The organism is Cyclobacterium xiamenense (assembly GCF_009467825.1).
GTDB classification, from domain to species: Bacteria; Bacteroidota; Bacteroidia; order Cytophagales; family Cyclobacteriaceae; genus Cyclobacterium; species Cyclobacterium xiamenense.
In genome coordinates, this window is the sequence record NZ_WIOK01000026.1 from 39416 (window position 1) to 57201 (window position 17786).

A 17786-nucleotide genomic window follows, 5' to 3' on the forward strand; every position below is an offset into this window, starting at 1 on the left:
AACTTACCTTTGAAACGATGGAAAAATCTACAATAGGTAGAAAAGAACTAGTAGCGTTACCCGGTTGGTCGATTGAAAAAATCATTGCCAAAGTAGACACGGGTGCGTATAACTGCGCCATTCATGTGGATTCAGTGGTCGAGCAGGTGGATCAGGGACAGCCTATCCTAGAATTTGTTTTGCTTTCTCCGTCTGATCCGGCCTATTCAGGAAATAAAATTCGTACCGCCAATTATCGTGTAAAGAATGTACGAAACTCATTTGGGCAAATGGAAAAGCGGTTTTTGGTGCACACCCGGCTGACACTTGGAAGACAATCGATCCCGGTCGCATTTACGTTATCGGAACGGTCAAAAATGAAACATGCGGTTTTATTGGGCAGAAAGATGCTGAAAAACCGCTTCTTAGTAGATGTAGCAAAAATGTATCTGGCGGGGGAACCTATAATTAACAATCAACCATGAAAATAGCAGTTCTATCAAGAAACCCCCATTTGTATTCAACCAAGCGATTGGTGCAAGCAATTCGGGAAGCGGGACACCAACCCATGGTGATTGATCACTCCACCTGTGATCTGATCATCGAACAAAATGGTCCCTATATCCTCTATAAAGGAGAAAAACTTATTGGAATCGACGCCATAATCCCCCGGATAGGCGCTTCGGTCACTTTCTACGGCACGGCGGTGGTGCGTCAATTTGAGTTGATGGGTGTGTTTTCTGCTGTAGAATCTCAAGCGATCGTGCGTAGCAGGGATAAGCTGAGATCGTTACAGATTCTTTCCCGGGAAGGGCTCGGCATGCCAAAGACGGCTTTCACAAACTTTTCGAAAGGAGGCGAAAAGCAACTGGTGGAAATGATCGGCGGAGCACCCCTCATTATCAAACTCCTGGAAGGTACCCAAGGGTTAGGGGTCGTGCTTGCAGAGACCAAAAAGGCAGGACAGTCCGTCATAGAGGCCTTTCACGGCTTGAAGGCACGAATCATTGTACAGGAATTTATCAAGGAAGCCAGGGGTGCGGATATCCGGGCGTTTATCGTGAATAACCGCGTGGTGGGAGCGATGAAGCGGCAAGGGGCCGAAGGAGAGTTCCGATCCAACCTGCATCGGGGTGGAAAGGCCGAAGTAATCCGGCTGAGCAAACTGGAAAAATCGGCCGCACTGAATGCTGCCAAAGCGCTCGGACTATCCGTTGCCGGTGTGGACATGCTCCAGTCGGACAGAGGGCCGCTGATCCTGGAAGTAAACAGTTCCCCGGGATTGGAAGGCATTGAAAAAGCTACCGGAATAGATATTGCCGGCAAGATCGTGTCTTTCATTGAGACTTCCGTCGACAAAAAGACCAACAAACGAAAATCAGACCAATAATGAAACCCATACGAATAGGAACGAGGGGAAGCAAACTGGCATTGTTTCAGGCGCACCATGTAGCCGCACTGCTTCATGCCAGGGGCCTGGCAACCGAAATCGTAATTATAGCAACCAAAGGAGATCAGGTCCTGGATGTGGCCATATCCAAAATCGGCAGCAAGGGAGTATTTACGGAAGAATTGGAAAACCAACTAGCCGAAAGGAACGTGGATATCGCCGTACATAGCGCAAAAGATCTACCCTCGCGGCTGCCTGAGGGTTTTGACATCATCGCATTTACAGAACGAGAAAAAGTAAACGATGTGATCATTAGCCACAAAAAGGATTTTCCAGCCCTGGAAACGACCAAAAAGCCCCTACTGCTAGGCACCTCCTCTACCCGGAGAATCGCTACCCTTGCCTACTATTACCCACAGGTACGCACCACCGATATTCGGGGAAACCTACAGACACGCATCGCCAAAATGGAACGAGGGGTTTGTGATGGGCTATTATTGGCTTATGCGGGAGTTCACCGCATGGGCTACGACACCTTGATCCGAAAGGAGCTGTCCCTGGAAGAATTCATTCCGGCGGTAGGGCAGGGTTGCATCGGTGTGGAGGCACACAGCAGCCTGGCCGGCCCCCTAAAAGAGGCCATTCAGCAGGCAGTCAACGATCCTGCCACGGCCGTTTGCCTGGAAGCCGAACGGAGTTTTCTGCGGGTACTGGAAGGGGGCTGCAGCATTCCCGCCTTTGCCCTGGCCGAGTGGAAAGGAGATGTCGTTCACTTACGCGGTGGCTTGATGCAGCTAGAGGGTAAAGAAAGGCTGTACGACTCTTTTCAGGGAAACGAAAAAGAAGCCCATTCCCTGGGGATCAAGTTAGCCGAAAGCATCCTAAAAAAGGGTGGAGATAGATTATTAAAGGAAATCAAACAAAGCATTGATGAGTAAGCTGTCGACTAGTACTGGAATTTTTCTGATCGGTGTGCTGCTACTCGGCAGTTCCTGTGCCAGTGAAAAAGATCACCTGGTCACCCTGTCTACGGAGCACGGCACCATGTACGCCATCCTATACGAAGAGACTCCGGCTCACAAAGAAAATTTTATCAGGTTGGCTGAATCCGGAAGGTACGATTCCACGGAATTTCACCGGATTATCCCTGATTTCATGATACAGGGAGGTGACGTGTTCAGCAAAGAAGACTTACCACAGGAGGAATGGTATACGCTACCGGCAGAGTTTCACCCGGACCTCATCCACGAAAGGGGAAGCCTGGCGGCAGCGCGGCAAGGAGATCAGATGAATCCGGAAAGAAGATCCAGTGGTTGCCAGTTTTACGTCGTCGAGGGGCGGGTTTACGAAGAGGCCCCATTGACCACCGATATGAACAAACTTCAACAGGTATTTTTCCAATACATGCAACTGGAAAGCAACGTGGGATTAAAGGAAACCTACCGTAGATTATACGCAAAACAGGAAATTGACAGTTTAAATGCCCTAATGCTTTCAAAAAAAGTAGTGCTGGAACAATTTTTTAATGTAAATTTGGGATTAAGCAGAAGGGAAAACCAAATTCAGGCCTATACTACGGTGGGAGGAACTCCGCATTTGGACGATACCTACACGGTTTTTGGCAGGGTAATACACGGTCTGGAAGTAATCGAGAAAATTTCCCGTTTGGAAACGGACCAAAATAACAAACCTATTACTCCTGTTTACATACATGTAGATGTCGAATTAGTTGCTAAGAAGAAAATTACGGAAGAATATGGATATACATATCCTGAAGAGTGAAAGGCCAAAAGTACTAATCACGGGAGCGAATGGATTGTTGGGCCAGAAAATAGTTAAAAAAATCCTTATTGACGGGAAATACGATGCCATTGCCACCGGCAGGGGTGCCTGCAGACTCCCTGGAGAGTGGGAAGGATACGATTTCGAACAAATGGACATTACCAACGAAAAGGAAGTAATGGACGTGTTTCGGGTATACGCACCCCAGGTAGTCATTCATGCCGCATCCATGACGGATGTGGACCGCTGCGAAGTGAACCGGCACAGTTGTTTTGAACAAAACGTTACCGGCACCCAAAACATTCTAAAGGGCAGCAAGGCTTGTAAATCACACCTGATATTTATATCAACCGACTTCATATTTGACGGAAAAAACGGTCCTTACGACGAGGAGGACCTTCCCAACCCACTAAATTACTACGGAAAAACCAAGCTGGACACGGAGAATCTCGTCCGGGAATACCCCTTTGATTGGTCCATCATTCGTACCAATCTGGTATACGGTACGGCTCATGACATGAGCCGTTCGAACATCATTCTTTGGGTAAAAAAAGGACTGGAACAGCAGAAGGAACTGGAATTGGTCGATGACCAATTCCGAACGCCTACCCTTGCGGAGGATTTGGCTGAAGGCTGCCTACTGGTAGCCGATAAGATGGCGACGGGCGTCTTCAATATTTCAGGAGAAGAACTGTTGACACCCTACGACATGGCCATGATGACGGCAAAATTCTTCGGACTGGACAGCAAAGGGATTAAAAAGACCGATTCGCGTCACTTTGGGCAGGTGGCCGCTAGACCCCTGCGAACGGGACTTATCATTACCAAAGCGAAGGAAACTTTAGGATTTCAGCCGAAAAGTTTTGAAGAAGGAATTGGTATTTTAGCAAAACAAATTAAATTAGCCGATTACAAAGCCTAACAAATTCTTTAATTAATCACCAATCAACGCAACCACCAGTATGCAAAAATCTGTCAGTCGCTCCGCTAGAGGGCAATGGGGATCCACCTTTGGTTTTATTATGGCTGCGGGCGGCTCGGCCGTAGGACTGGGCAACATATGGCGCTTTCCTTACATTACCGGTCAAAATGGCGGTGGAGCATTCGTCTTTGTTTACGTTCTCTGTGTTTTGCTCATTGGTCTCCCGTTACTACTCAATGAAATTGCCCTGGGCAGGAAATCAGGAAAAAACCCAGTGGGTGCAATCAAAGAAACCGGAGGTAACCATTTCTGGCAGTCTGCAGGTGTGCTTTGCGTGATGGTTTGTTTTGCAGTATTGAGTTATTACTCGGTCATCGCAGGCTGGACCATCGGTTATATATTTACCGAACTGATAAATATCCCGGTGGATTTTGAGGATTTTGTCCAGACCCCCGCATACGTCATTCCCCTTTGCATGCTCTTTATTCTACTGACCATTTTTGTCGTATTGGGAGGCATATCGGGAGGCATTGAGAAAGCAGCCAAGTTTCTGATGCCGGTTTTATTTCTGATCATTTTGCTCATTGCGGCGCGCTCGGTAACACTCCCTGGGGCCGGGGCGGGCATCGAATACTACCTGTCCCCTGATTTTTCGAAGATCAATGGCAAAGTAATTCTATCCGCATTGGGGCAAGCTTTTTTTAGTCTGTCGGTCGGCTGGGGACTGATGATTACCTTTGGATCTTACCTACCCCGGGACAGTAACGTCATACAATCTTCTGGGTGGATTGCTGGAATGGATAGCATGGTAGCCCTGATGGGGGGCTTGATGATTTTCCCGGCTTTGTTTGCACTGCTCCCCGGCGTAAGCCCGGACGAGGGGCCTGCCTTGGTTTTTAACGTCTTGCCCCGGGTTTTTGATCAGATCGAACCCTTCGGAAACATCATTGGTGGCTTATTTTTTCTGCTTTTGCTCGTCGCAGCGCTCACCTCTAGTATTTCCATGTTGGAAGTCCCGGTAGCCTATTTCATTGACGAAAGAAAATGGTCCCGAAAAAAAGCCACCTGGACCATCGGGCTGGCCGCCATGGTATTGAGTATTCCCTCTTCCTTGGCCGCTGTTAAGGGAAATTTCTTTAACAACCTGGGATTCAATTTTTTTGGGAGACAAATTGCCGGTTTTTTCGACATGATGGATTTCTTCTTTGGAACCCTTGCTATCGTAGTCATTTGCCTCATGCTTAGTCTGTACACCGGATGGATCAAAAACGTAAAAGAATATGCATCGGAATTGGCAATGGGATCGAGTTCATTCAACGGATTCCCAAAAAAAGCCTGGATATTCTTTATCCGGTGGATTTGCCCGGTGGTAATCCTGCTGGTGCTACTAAATATGATCGGTATATTTGGTGAACCGGGAGAAGGTGGGTAACTCCGCAGGAAGGGATCAGCCCCTTGTTACCAAAAAGCGGCAGCCAAACTCGAGTTTGGCTGCCGCTTTTTTTCTGTTCGGTAGTGTTTTTGCTTTCGTATCGACTCGCCGAGAAGACTGGATGCGTCTTTACCAGGACCTGGGGAAATCCAGTGGGTCATTGTTGTCGCCGGATTCCGTGGAACTACTTTCCTTAAACGAACGAAGCTCCGCCTTGGAAATGGGCTTTACCGGGACATCCTTCTTTTTAGACGTTCGATCATCCAGCATGGAATACAATTCTTCCCTACTAACAGAGTTGATTTTACTGGATTTTGAAGCCTCTTCTACTGCTTTGGGATCGACCACCTGGATTCCACTGTTGATCTGCGCTCCTTTGTGAATAAAAATAGAGCTGGTAATGATGTTTCCGGAAACCTTTGCGTCTGCGTAGATGGTGGTTTCTCCTTTGATATACAAATCACCGACTACTTCACCGCTGATGCTGATTTCCTCGGCAATAATATCCCCGGTAATCGAAGCCTTTTCTCCAACGACTACCTTTTTGTCTGTTCGAATGCTACCTACAAGAATGCCGTCCGCCCGGATGTCACTTTTAGAGATGATATCGCCCGTGAGTTCAAAGCCAAGGGACAGTACCGTTACCTTGCCTGCATGGGGTTCTTCATTTTGTTGTTTGTTGGATCCAAATTTCATAGGCTCAATCTTCTTTTTCTTGTTTGAACGTAGTGAGAATAGTGGAGCTGTTACCCAGGTCCAGTCCAACCGCCTTATCCTTGGCCCCGCCACTGATGGCCAGACTGTTGTAACAATAGCCGATCGACGCCATCTGCTCCGGTGCATCGGGTACGTGGACGTTTAATAATCCATCAAATTCATCCCGAAATAAGTTTACCAATTCGGCATAATTGGCACCGCCACCTGCCAGGTAAAGATCTGCGGACTTTGTAAAATCACTATCCGAAAACGCTTTTCGCAAAGATGGGGAAATCACGTCGTTGTAATACTGCGTGATAACCTGCTTTCGCAGCTCTCTTAAGTCCAAACGCTTTCGGTTTAAAATAATTGTTCCTTCGCTAAAATACTGGTCGATCTGATGCTCGGTTTTTAAATCCAGGTAATTGTCCTTTTGTAATTCCCGGGTGATCAGGTTAATGGCGTATCTCAACCCAAACGTAGAAACGCTTGACCGCTGTACCAAACCTCCCTCCGTACTTAGAATGGCCTCCATGGTGCCGTATCCAAGACTGATCATGAAGAAGCTTTTTGGCGAATCGCTGTACATCTGCCTGACGGCCATGCTACAACCCACTACTTCGGGAATCACCGCTACGCGATCCACTTCCACGGCCATTTTCTTTCGACCTCCCCCGCCAAATGTCTGCGTATCGTACTCAATGATGTGCTCGTTTTCAAGCAGGCGATAGGCATTTTCCTTAAACACCTGAAAGGTGGAAAACGGAAACCCGGTGGTAACAGTAATGGGGCTACCCAGCTTTTGGGAAGCCAACAAAAGCCCCGCCTTTAAAAAAATACGGTAATCAATTTCTTCTGGTGAACTGTTGATGTTTCTGTGTGGAGAAGTCCCTTCAGAAAGTGCCAAATCTCCAACCAGGTAGCCAATGTTATCGTGGTAAATCTTAAGTCCGGAAACCAAATCCCTCGCAACGTTTCTAAGCTCAAGATTACTACTTTCCAATACACTGGGGTACTTTATTACTTCTATCATGGATTTTTTTTTTATTCTTTTGTCCTTTTTAAAACAGTTTTCCGTTTTTCTAATTTTTCAATCCTAAAAACTAAAATGACCAAGAGAAAGTCTCCCTGTATGGATAAACGGGGCGTTTGCCGCCTGTTTATCTTACAAACTTAATTATTTTTATCAATATTTTACGGAGGCAAATGCCAAACCTTAGGTTTAAAGACAAATTAAAGGAACCTTGCCGAAATTACAAGCTACATCCCCAAGTTTGTGTATAAAATTTTGCATTTGATAGAAAACGAACCCCCTGTCTGGCGACTACCCCTCTTTCCATGCAAGGAATTTGCGAATTTGTAACCGTATCCTTTTGAATTTGTTTAGTTTTGTACCAAACCAATACCTTCAAGCGCATGAGACAAGTAATCCATATAAGTCTTGCATTGCTCCTACTTTCCCTCATTTCTGGAGAGGTTCGGGCACAGGAGTTTTCTATTGGTCCCAAGATAGGTATTTCGCAAGGCAATATATCCGTTACCGGTAGCACCTTCTCGAAAGGGAACGAAAAACTGGGATATCATGCGGGAATTTTTGCCCGCCTAGGAGGGAACCGGATTTTCATCCAACCGGAAATTCTCTACAGCAATACCGGGGGAGAATTTGAGCACCTGCAATCCAACAATCAGGTTACGTACACTGCCAGTTTTGACCGAATCGATGTGCCATTGATGGCTGGGTTTAAGTTTGCAAACTTTTTCCGCATACAGGCCGGACCCTCGCTAACCTTCATTCTCGACAACGAATTGAGCACACAGGATCCTTTGCTTACTATTGCTTCCGAACCAAACACGACCACATTGGGCTACCAGGCGGGAATTGGCCTGGATATCGCCAACATGATTCTCGATTTTAAGTACGAGGGAGCTTTGGCAAACCACGTCGATTCCATTGCCGGACTTCCTACCGACCAGCGACAAAACCAATTGATCCTTTCGTTGGGGATTCGCTTGTTTTGATTGCGTCAGTGACGGCTTCAGCGGTCCCCAACCTGGTCCAAAAACTTGCGGGGCTTTTGGCTTAGTTTTCGAAATTGGCTGGGCGTCATGCCCGTATGTTTCTTAAACTGCGCCGAAAAATGTTGCATGCTGCTGTATCCCAATTTCCAGGCTGTCTCGGAGATATTGTGGGATGCGTAGCTGAGGTACTCCTTTGCCTTTTCAATCTTCAATTCGATAAAATACTGCTCAATGGTAACCCCCTGAAGGCTGCTAAAAAGTTGGCTCAAGCGGGAATAGGAAATACCGGTTTTGTCGGCAAGAATTTGCGAAATCGTCCCATCCGGGCCGTCTGCGCCTTCCTCCAGTAATTGAATCAAGGTAACCTTACAGGTCTCCACCCAAATCGTTTCCCTGGATTTTGCCACCGCAAAGCCCAGTGCATCTAGTCTTCGTTCAAATGTCTCTGTCTGCCAGCTGTCCGGGGGATCGGAAAAACGAACCAGACCCAATTCCACCTTTTCAAACGCAAGACCCATTTCCCGAAGAACCTCCTCTACTGCCATGACGCAACGGGGACAAACCATATTTTTTATTCGGATTTCATGCATGGATGGATAACAAATGGGACAAAAAATAAATTTCAAAAAAGCAAAAGCCCTGCTGTCAGCAAACAAAAAAAGAGGCCATCCCAGGGACAGCCTCTTTCCGTTTGTTAGTGGTTGATTCAATTTCTTTTATCGCGCAGAGAGGAAATTTCCAAATCCACTCTTGTCGGAAACTTTGATGCTGATGTCGTTCAATGAAGCAACGTTTTCAAAGGAAAACTTTTTTCCAAAGGCCTCGTCGGTGATCGGAGCGTCGTAGACAAGCTGTCCCTTGTCGAAAATTTCGAGGTACTTTTCTGAACCGTCCAAATTTTTCAAGATAACCGCCAACGTCTGCTCATCTAATTTCGTAACTTTGGCAAAGTAGGTTTTTTCCACACTTTTTGGCCCCAGAAAAACATCGAAATCGGAAAGCTTACCAGATTCGGTGTTAAAAACTTCTACCTGATACGCTCCCAGGTCCAGCCGGTTCAAATCGTAATTCTTGAAAAACACCTTGTCGGAATCAATGACATCCCGAAAGATGATTCGGTTGGTTTCGTCTTTGATGGCTACGGTTACTTTACCCTCGGGAATTCCCAGGTACTTCAATTGAAATCGTTTCTCACCGATTTTTTCCAAGGTGACGATGGGAGGATTCTCCACTGGAGCCGTGGCAAAAACGGCCGTGTTGATAGTAAAAGCGAGTACTGTTGCAATAATTAATCTCATGGTGTTAAATTTTTAAAGGTTTAGAAACAGGTAAAACCTCTTCCCGGGTACTTCCCGAAAAATTTTTGTTTGAGGCTAATTATTTTGGGCAGGCAATTGAGTGACTTACGTAAGTATGACACAAATGTAATCAAGAGGATAGTACGTTACAAATTATTCAATGATAATATTAAAAAATTAACTATTACATAATATTAACGCTAAATAATTATCTATTTAAAAATTGATAACAAGTATTTGATTCGTGGAGAAAATCCATTCAGGGTTTAAATCTAAACCCAAAATGGACTAAAAAACAAAATTAAATTTTTTTTAGAGTATTTTATTTACCAGATTTGGAATTATATTCTTTTGTTTGCTAGAAAACAGCGCACACTGAGCGCTATTCCTTGAACTTCAACCGGTAAAACACATTGTAATCCCTTTCTACCGCCGGGTCCAGGTTATCGTTGACATAGATGTACCCATTTTCGTCGGCAAAATCAAGTGCACCAGAGAGCGGTAACCCGTCCAGCACACCTACCTGCTTGCCTCCCGCTACCACCATATAATAGGGTTTGCTGTACGTAGCCATGGCTTCTTTGAAAAGGGGACTTTCGTACCGATACTCCGAAGCAGCCCGAAGCTGGGTGACGATGTCCTCGGGTATGCGTGTTTTGAACTCCACCAAAAGTTTTTTTCCAACATACCGCAGGTCCGTAAAGGCCGGATAGCTGCTGTAATCCCCTACCTGCTCGGGCAGTCCTTCGGTACGGAACCGATGCCTGAGATCTACCTGGTATTTGAGCAGGGGCCTCCCACTGGCATAATCGTACACAAACAACTGATCGCCTATGGTAGGAAGCAATGCCAACTCCTGCCTACCCCGGTGGTAGGCCACAATGGGCGGACTCGGCCCAAGCATCTTCCCTTCTTTTCTGGGTTTCCATTCCTCCGGATAGGTTTCTAGCAACCGCAGCTTGCTGGAATCCACCTCGTACGAAAACACTGTCTTTGCCCGATCGTAGTAAACAGCGGATTGCCTTTCTTCTTCGGTGAGGCTTCCGGGATCAAACAAATTTTGTTCCTGCCCCACCAGCATTCGCTTTCCATTCGTTGTGAAACCTCTAAAAAACGTCCGGTAACTGTACATGGACATGGAAAAAATATCCAAATGAATGGGGTCCAGCAGCTGCAGCTTATTTCCGGCCAGGTCGTAGACGTGGTAGCCATTAAAAAGCCCCTGAGCTACCCATTGATCGGCATTCAAAAACCCATAGCCAAATGCACCTGAGCCCATGCCATTAGGACCATCGTGCAGCACGTCGAACACCTGCACAATCTCCCCTGTCTCCGCTACCAGGTGGGGCTTTCGGCTTTTATTTCCCCGCAGCAGAAATTTTCCGCTACCTTCCAGGTAATCGTCAATGACCAACGGTTCTAGTTCATTCACCACCAGGCTATCCACCAGTTCGAGGGTCAGCTTCGTTTGTGGATCTTGCCCATCGGTAGTAGGCGCCGGCTTGCAGGCAAAAGCCCCCGCAATCAGTAGAACCATTGGCTGAACGTATTTCATCTGTATCGATTGTTAGCGCGTATTAGCAACCTTCTTTTTTCTCCATAAAAAAACCGGCAAGGCAAGAAAAACCCCAACCATACTGAATGCCAATCCTCCGATGGTACCAATTGCCAAAGAAAACCAAAATATTTCATTTTGCCCTTCCATGACAAAAGGGATTAAGCCAAAACAGGTGGATAAAACCGTCAGCAAAATAGGCGTAGCTTTACCTGCCGCCGCTTTGATTACCTGTCGATTATAGGATTGCCCCTGCCGGTTATTGAGATCGTTGACAATAAATATGGCGGCATTGACAGCCAGCCCCCCGAGCATGACAAACGCCGCATATCCACCTTGATCAAAATAGAAATCAAACAGCGAAAAAATCAAAAACAGCCCAATAAAGGAAACCGGAATGATAAAAATGATGTACAAGGGCTGCTTGAAATTTTCAAACAGGATGGAGCAAATAAAGAAGATCCCGACCACCAGCACCAGCAATAGGCTGTACTGCCGCTTGGCCTGATCGTAGTTCCAGGAGTAGGTCTGTCGGCTGGCAGAATACCCGATCGGCATGCTGGTTTTCATTTCTTCCAGTACTTCGTCGAGGTATTCTCCCCCAAACTTGGCCGAGCCCATGTAGTCAAAGGAAACCAATCGAATGTACTGCCGGTCTTCCTTGTGCAGGGCATTGGTGGTAAACTCTTTTTGCAAAGAACCTACGCCGGCCACCTTTACAATCCGGTTTTCTGCCGAAATCAAACTGCTGTTTTCCAGATCAAATCGCGAAAACCGAGCGGACTCCTTTTCTCGCACCACCAACCCATACTGATCATTGGCTACTTCCAGAAACAGGGAGGGCTGCTCGTGCAAGGACCTGTTTTGAAGCGCATTTACGACCTCGTACTGGTTGGTGCCGGTCAGTGCCAGCCGTTGTTGATCAAACGCGAGCACATACTCTTCGGTTTTCTGCTCTCCCCAGGTTAGTCGTTCGTTCGTATTCACCTCCTGTATCCGCCGGTGCGAAAGAAGCTTTGTAGCCAAAATTTCTGCCTGCTTTTCCAGTTCGGTATAATTATACCCCCTCAACTCCGCCCGGAAAGAGGGGATTCCTTCTCCCCCGGGCCCGGTATAAAACCCCTGGCCCACGCCGTATATGTTCCATCGCACGCCACTCCAGTCCGTAGATTTCATCGCCAGCTTCCCTTTCAATTGGTAGGGCAAGGCCGATGTTTCGTAGGCTTCCTTGAAGGTGATTTCGATACGGGCATTTTGCCCGGAATTGACGGTGGTCACGAATTTATCAATCCCCTCCACCCCTTTTAGGTATGCCTCAAATTCACGAATGATAAAGTCCATTTGCTCCAAGGTATTGCCGAAGGGCAGATTGGCATTCACGATCAGCCGGGTGCGTTCGGCTTCCCGGTAGGATGATTTTTCGAATACCCCTCTGACAAACATCCGCATGGAACCACCCAGCGCCTTGTCTACGTACGGCCGGATCGTTTCCTGGTAATAGGTGCTGCCAACGGTGCTGTTGTACCATTCCTGACCCTCCCATTTTGCCGGAAGATAAAAAACCGGCAGGCCAAACAGCAGCACCAATGCCCAAACAAAGGCTTTACGGTAACCGGCCAAAAATGCTACCGTTCGCGTATAAATCCGCATCGCTCCAGCCCGTCTCCGTAGCTGTCGGTACGTCATGATACGGCCGGCTTTCCCCTTTTTGCTCAGCAGTAGGGCATAGACGGCCGGAGTGAATAGCAGGGCGATCAGCAGGGAAACCCCCAACATCACCGACACCACCGTGGAAAAATCAGCCAGGTTTTTTCGGTCGTCTTCGGGAAGTAAAAATACCATCAGCAGCGCGACAATGGTGGTCAAAGATGCTGCCAGCAGTGCCAGAAATACTTTGCGGTTTTTGTGCTTGTGCAGGTGGTCGATCATGATGATGGCATTATCCACGATCAGACCAAAAGAAATGGTCAACCCAGCCAATGAATACATGTGGATGTCGACCTTTAACAGGTAAAGAATGATCACCGTAAGGCTTACATTGACCAGTATACCCAAAAACAAACTGATCAGGTAATTGAGGTTGCGGTTGATTAAAAATATAAAAAGAATCAGGATCAGAATGGAAAGCCCGGAGCGCTTGTAGATTTTCTGGAGTTCCTTTTCCAGGTAGGACGTGTCGTCAAACTCCAGCCGCACATCAAACCCTTCGGGCAATTGCCTCTGGGAGGCAGCCATGGTTTGCTTGATTTTTTCTGCCAGCAACACCTTGTTTACACCGTCCCGGCTAGTGATGGTCAGGCTTACCGAATTGTTGCCGTTGATGCGGTAAAAACGCTGGGGCGCTGCTTCCTCCAGGGTTAGACTGGCCACATCTTTTAAAAACAGCTCCTTTCCCTCCAGCCTTCCGATAAGCAGGTTCTCCAGGGATTGCAGGGATTGCAGGGAGCGGTCCACCTGCAAAAACAAGGACTCACCCGACGCATTCATGGCCAGCCCGGGATAATTCCTTCCAAAAGAACTGCGTATTTTACTCTCCAAAGCGGTTCTGGAAAGATCGAGGGTCTGCAATTTCTGAATGTCGTAGGTGACATACAGATACAAGTCGTTGGCGCCCCGCACCTCCATCTCCTCTACTTCTTCAAGTTGGTTTAGCGACGATACCAGGATGTCCTCGGTAATCTTCTTGATCTCAAAGGAGGCAAACGGACCGTTTATGCTGTAGGTCAGGATGGGCCGTTTCTCCCGAATATACCGTTGGGAGGACTGGGTGATTGTGGGATAGCTCACCTTGCTGTCCAACGACGGGTATACCTGCCGAATCAGGGCCGAGACTTCAAATTTTTTGTATTCCATATCGGTGCGCTTATCAAAACGCAACTGAATGGATCCCTGATTGTAGTTGGATACAGAGGTCGTTTTTTTCAATTCAGACAACTGAGAGAGCACCCCTTCCAGCGGTGAAGTTGCCAGTTTTTCGACCAACTCCGGAGAGGCGCTGCGCACGGAAAAGCCAATATTCAGTACCGGCTCCTTTTCTCTGGGGTTGAGATCCACGGATAATTCCGAGACCAGGGAAAATCCAATGATTGCCAAAACAAAAAAAACGATAACCAGCCGGAAAGGTGTCATGGGGTATGGATTAAGAAGGTGTAGTTGGCCTTATTCATGGTTTTAACTTTTCATTGGATCTCATAAAAATAGAAAAAAACCTGGTCCAATTCCGTTTCCACCCGTGGCAGGTGCAGGTTTCGATCCGCAAACAACCTCCCTCCCTTGTATCGGAAATCAATATCCAAATGTACCTCCCACACCTTCCTTCCCTCCTTTACGATCTGGTAGTAGGGGATTTTGTATTCCTTCTGCAGGGCAGAAAATGCCTCTCCCCCGACAACGTTCCTGGGCAAGGCATCGACCTCTTCCTGGGGCGCTGCTCCCTGGTAGGCGGCCATTAGGTATCCGTTGGACCGAGACAAATGGACAAAACTGGAAGCCCCAAGTTCCTTGAAAAACCGGTCAAAGGGTTCGGCTTTGGGAGAAGCGGGATCAATCTGCACGTAAGCGTCTCCTGGGCTTAACTGTATGGTATCTTGCAATTCCAATTCGGGAAAGGTGTAGCGGTAAATCTCAGGCGAATACGAGAACAACAGGTAAATGGTCGCATCGTTCCTTATGGAAAACGGCGCCATCTCCCGGTATTGGCCAGGATTTTTCAGCATCTGTGAGGAGGCGGGAATGTACTGACGGGAAAGGATCGTATCCTGCTCCAGGTCATATACGGTCAGAAAAGGAAGCTGAGTAAGAAAATCCTCCTGCTCCAACACCTCCCCAGAAGGGTATTGCGGAAAGCTATTGGTAAACAGGATGCCCCCGGAAAGATCATTCACATGCCCTCCGTATACTGTATTGGTAAAAAAAGAAAATGGAAGTTCCCCGGATTGAATCAATTGCAGGTTCAAATCGTACCGAAATAATTTTTTATTTGTCAGAATGATAACTTCCTCCGATCCATGGTAATGTGCAGAAATAAAATACGAGCCATATCCATCCCGGGTATCACCGGTGAGGTTTTTAGCAAGCAAAATTTGTCCATTACTATCCACCCGGACCATTTCCTTCCGTTGATGATCAAACATCAAATACTCCGACCTGTCCGATTGGATATCCAGGATCGCGAGCCTACCGAGGTAATCAATCACCAAACTATCTGTGATCACAAACCGGGGTTCAAAACCATCTCCCGACCTATTTTCCCGGCCGCTATTGGAACAAGAAAGGTGTAAACCAATCATCAATCCAATCGGGAGCAAGGGGCAAAGGATTTGGGGACGCATATTCAGGAATTAACCATTGGATAAAGCTATCGGTGGAGATCCGATTAAAACTAAAGAAATAATTTTTAAAACAAAAATATTTTTGCTTTTTTTCTGGAAATAAAAAAAGGGCAGCCATCCCTTGCGGAACGCTACCCTTCATGTACCTGTGGAATAGGGTGTTGATTACAACCTATTTCGCGTAGTTTACCGATCGCATTTCCCGGATGACGGTAATTTTGATTTGCCCGGGGTACTGCATTTCCTTTTCGATCTTCTGGGAAATTTCGAAGGACAATTGACTAGCCGTGGTGTCGTCTACATTGTCGGCATCCACCAGCACGCGCAACTCCCGACCGGCCTGCATGGCAAAGCACTTATTGACGCCATCAAAACTCAGGGCCAAATCTTCCAGGTCCTTGAGGCGTTTGATGTAACTGTCCATGATTTCCCTTCTCGCTCCGGGCCTGGAACCGGAAATAGCATCACAGGCCTGCACGATGGGCGAAAGCATGGAGGTCATTTCGATCTCGTCATGGTGCGCTCCGATTGCATTGACCACTTCCGGATGTTCCTTGTGTTTTTTGGCGAGCTCCATACCCAAAATAGCGTGGGGGAGTTCTGCTTCTTCGGGATAAACCTTTCCGATATCGTGGAGCAATCCGGCTCGTTTGGCCAGTTTGGCATTGAACCCCATTTCTGCAGCCATGGTTGCACACAATTTGGCCACTTCTCTGGAGTGCTGCAGCAGGTTTTGCCCGTAGGAAGATCGAAAACGCATCCGACCTACCATTTTGATCAATTCCGGATGCAATCCGTGAATGCCCAGGTCGATACAGGTTCGTTCTCCTATTTCTATGATTTCTTCGTCAATATTTTTCTCGGTTTTGGCCACCACTTCCTCGATCCGGGCCGGGTGAATCCTCCCGTCTTGCACCAGACGATGCAAGGACAAGCGGGCCACTTCCCTTCTCACCGGATCAAACCCGGAGATGATGATTGCTTCCGGAGTATCGTCTACCACGATCTCTACTCCGGTAGCTGCTTCCAACGCCCGGATATTTCTACCTTCTCTACCGATAATTTTACCCTTCACGTCATCGCTCTCGATATTGAAGACCGAGACACAGTTTTCGATCGCATGTTCCGTAGCCGTGCGTTGAATGGTATCCAATACAATCTTCTTGGCTTGTTTGGTGGCACTGAGTTTGGCCTGATCCAAAATATCCTTGATATGGGAGGAAGCCTTGGTCGCCGCCTCGTCCTTGAGCATTTCGATCAATTGTTCGCGTGCCTCTTCCCGTGTGAGAAGGGCCACTTTTTCAAGATCAGTGATCCGCTGCTGGGTTACCTTATCCAATTCGTCTTTTCTAACCTGCACCGCATGCAACTGGGCGCTCAAGTTCTCTTTTCTACTATCCAGCTCGGCTTCCTTGCGCTTGAGCTGCTCCATTTCCTTGGAAAGGATTTGCTCGCGCTGCTTGAGCTTGTTTTCATTGGTAATGAGGATGTTTTTCTTTTTGCCTACTTCCTCTTCAAAATCCGATTTCAAGCGTAGGTACTTTTCCTTTGCTTCGAGGATCTTGTCTTTCTTTAATCCCTCGGCGTTGATTTCTGCTTCACGGATGATACTTTTGGCTTTTTCCCTGGCTTCGGCTTCTAGCTTTTTACTGTTGTTCTTGATAAAAAACCCAGCCAGTAGCGCCCCCAGCAAAATGCCGATGGCTCCTGATAAAATGATGTATAGTGAGATTCCCATAGATGTAGTTGAGTTATATCTACCGGAAAAAAATTCAATGCCGCTGCGTCGGGACGTTATGCATGCTATATTAAAGTAAAGACTCCAGGCGTTGGTTGACCTGTTCGACCATCGTTCGAACCTGCTCGTCTTCCTGCCCTTGTGTTTCGTTCAGTTCGATGGATTCCACCATGCAATCAAACGCCACCATGGCCAGCAGGTCTTGCCGGTCTTCCAGACCAAACTCTTCCCTGTACTTTTTAATTTTATCGTTGATCAATTTACCCACCCGTCTGATTCTGGCCTCTTCGTCGGCCTTAACTTTCATCGGATATTCTCGGTCTCCAATTTTTATTCTGATCGAAAGTGTATCCATATTAGTCAGACAGGTACGTGATAATCTTGTCGATTTCTTTTATATAGTCATCAATTCTCCCCTTCAATTCAGCAGACGCTTTATTTTCTACCGGTATGTTTCTTACAATTTTACTAATTTTAATTTGATTTTTAAAATCTTCCAGGGCCGCTCCTTGATCCGAAAGTTGCTTTTGATAAATTAAAAGTTGGTTTTTGAGGGCAGTATTTTCCTCTTCAAGCAGCCTGACCTTCTCTTCGACCCGTTCTGCTAGCCTTTCCAACTTTTGAAGCGCCCCGTAATCCTTCAT

The 17786-nt window shown here is 47.0% G+C and carries 17 protein-coding genes; 7 read left to right on the forward strand and 10 right to left on the reverse strand.

Going from position 1 to position 17786, the window contains the following annotated elements; genetic code table 11:
• The first annotated feature begins 17 nt into the window (after positions 1-17).
• The 6 genes from GCU44_RS17450 to GCU44_RS17475 are packed head-to-tail and all read left to right on the forward strand — an operon-like array spanning position 18 to position 5505.
• Complete coding sequence (locus tag GCU44_RS17450; RefSeq protein ID WP_154858135.1) at positions 18-464, forward strand: ATP-dependent zinc protease family protein; 447 nt, start codon at positions 18-20, stop codon at positions 462-464.
• Positions 461-1369: a 30S ribosomal protein S6--L-glutamate ligase gene (gene rimK / locus GCU44_RS17455; protein WP_154858137.1), complete on the forward strand. Its 909-nt coding sequence runs from the start codon at positions 461-463 to the stop codon at positions 1367-1369. Before GCU44_RS17450 ends, rimK begins: the two co-directional genes overlap by 4 nt.
• Complete coding sequence (gene hemC / locus GCU44_RS17460) at positions 1369-2307, forward strand: hydroxymethylbilane synthase (protein WP_174238268.1); 939 nt, start codon at positions 1369-1371, stop codon at positions 2305-2307. Before rimK ends, hemC begins: the two co-directional genes overlap by 1 nt.
• Positions 2300-3151, forward strand: coding sequence for a peptidylprolyl isomerase (locus tag GCU44_RS17465; protein WP_092177832.1), 852 nt, complete (start codon positions 2300-2302; stop codon positions 3149-3151). The genes hemC and GCU44_RS17465 overlap by 8 nt, the downstream gene beginning before the upstream one ends.
• Entirely contained in the window at positions 3126-4073 is a 948-nt protein-coding gene (locus tag GCU44_RS17470) for an SDR family oxidoreductase (protein WP_154858141.1), read from the forward strand. Before GCU44_RS17465 ends, GCU44_RS17470 begins: the two co-directional genes overlap by 26 nt.
• A gap of 40 nt (positions 4074-4113) precedes the next feature.
• On the forward strand, positions 4114-5505 hold the full coding sequence (locus GCU44_RS17475) for a sodium-dependent transporter (protein ID WP_154858143.1): 1392 nt from the start codon (positions 4114-4116) through the stop codon (positions 5503-5505).
• 129 nt (positions 5506-5634) lie between these two features.
• On the opposite strand, the gene GCU44_RS17480 is transcribed toward GCU44_RS17475, so the two are convergent.
• Positions 5635-6201 carry a bactofilin family protein gene (locus GCU44_RS17480; RefSeq protein ID WP_092177827.1) on the reverse strand — a complete coding sequence of 189 codons (567 nt, stop codon included), beginning with the start codon at positions 6199-6201 and terminating at the stop codon, positions 5635-5637.
• Between the two features lie 4 nt (positions 6202-6205).
• Positions 6206-7288: a ParM/StbA family protein gene (locus tag GCU44_RS17485; RefSeq protein WP_394366498.1), complete on the reverse strand. Its 1083-nt coding sequence runs from the start codon at positions 7286-7288 to the stop codon at positions 6206-6208.
• Positions 7289-7617: 329 nt separating this feature from the next.
• Here GCU44_RS17485 and GCU44_RS17490 point away from each other — a divergent pair, with 329 nt between their 5' ends.
• Positions 7618-8220, forward strand: coding sequence for a porin family protein (locus GCU44_RS17490; RefSeq protein ID WP_154858147.1), 603 nt, complete (start codon positions 7618-7620; stop codon positions 8218-8220).
• Positions 8221-8237: 17 nt separating this feature from the next.
• Here GCU44_RS17490 and GCU44_RS17495 read toward each other — a convergent pair whose 3' ends face one another.
• The 8 genes from GCU44_RS17495 to GCU44_RS17530 all read right to left on the reverse strand — a co-directional run bounded on the left by GCU44_RS17495 (position 8238) and on the right by GCU44_RS17530 (position 17786).
• A complete protein-coding gene (locus tag GCU44_RS17495; RefSeq protein WP_241685005.1) occupies positions 8238-8765 on the reverse strand; it encodes a helix-turn-helix domain-containing protein in 528 nt (175 codons plus the stop codon).
• Positions 8766-8936: 171 nt separating this feature from the next.
• The gene (locus tag GCU44_RS17500) at positions 8937-9518 is read right to left on the reverse strand and encodes a hypothetical protein (protein WP_154858151.1); all 582 of its coding nucleotides are present in this window, start codon (positions 9516-9518) and stop codon (positions 8937-8939) included.
• A gap of 382 nt (positions 9519-9900) precedes the next feature.
• Positions 9901-11055, reverse strand: coding sequence for a hypothetical protein (locus tag GCU44_RS17505; protein ID WP_154858153.1), 1155 nt, complete (start codon positions 11053-11055; stop codon positions 9901-9903).
• 30 nt (positions 11056-11085) lie between these two features.
• Positions 11086-14202 (reverse strand): efflux RND transporter permease subunit, encoded by a 3117-nt coding sequence (locus tag GCU44_RS17510; protein WP_154858155.1) that lies wholly within the window; start codon positions 14200-14202, stop codon positions 11086-11088.
• Between the two features lie 50 nt (positions 14203-14252).
• Positions 14253-15404, reverse strand: a complete 1152-nt coding sequence (locus GCU44_RS17515; protein ID WP_154858157.1) for a hypothetical protein — start codon at positions 15402-15404, stop codon at positions 14253-14255.
• Positions 15405-15576: 172 nt separating this feature from the next.
• The gene (rny, locus tag GCU44_RS17520; RefSeq protein WP_154858159.1) at positions 15577-17142 is read right to left on the reverse strand and encodes a ribonuclease Y; all 1566 of its coding nucleotides are present in this window, start codon (positions 17140-17142) and stop codon (positions 15577-15579) included.
• Positions 17143-17212: 70 nt separating this feature from the next.
• On the reverse strand, positions 17213-17497 hold the full coding sequence (locus tag GCU44_RS17525) for a cell division protein ZapA (protein WP_092177809.1): 285 nt from the start codon (positions 17495-17497) through the stop codon (positions 17213-17215).
• A 1-nt stretch (position 17498) separates the two neighbouring features.
• Positions 17499-17786, reverse strand: coding sequence for a hypothetical protein (locus tag GCU44_RS17530; RefSeq protein WP_092177807.1), 288 nt, complete (start codon positions 17784-17786; stop codon positions 17499-17501).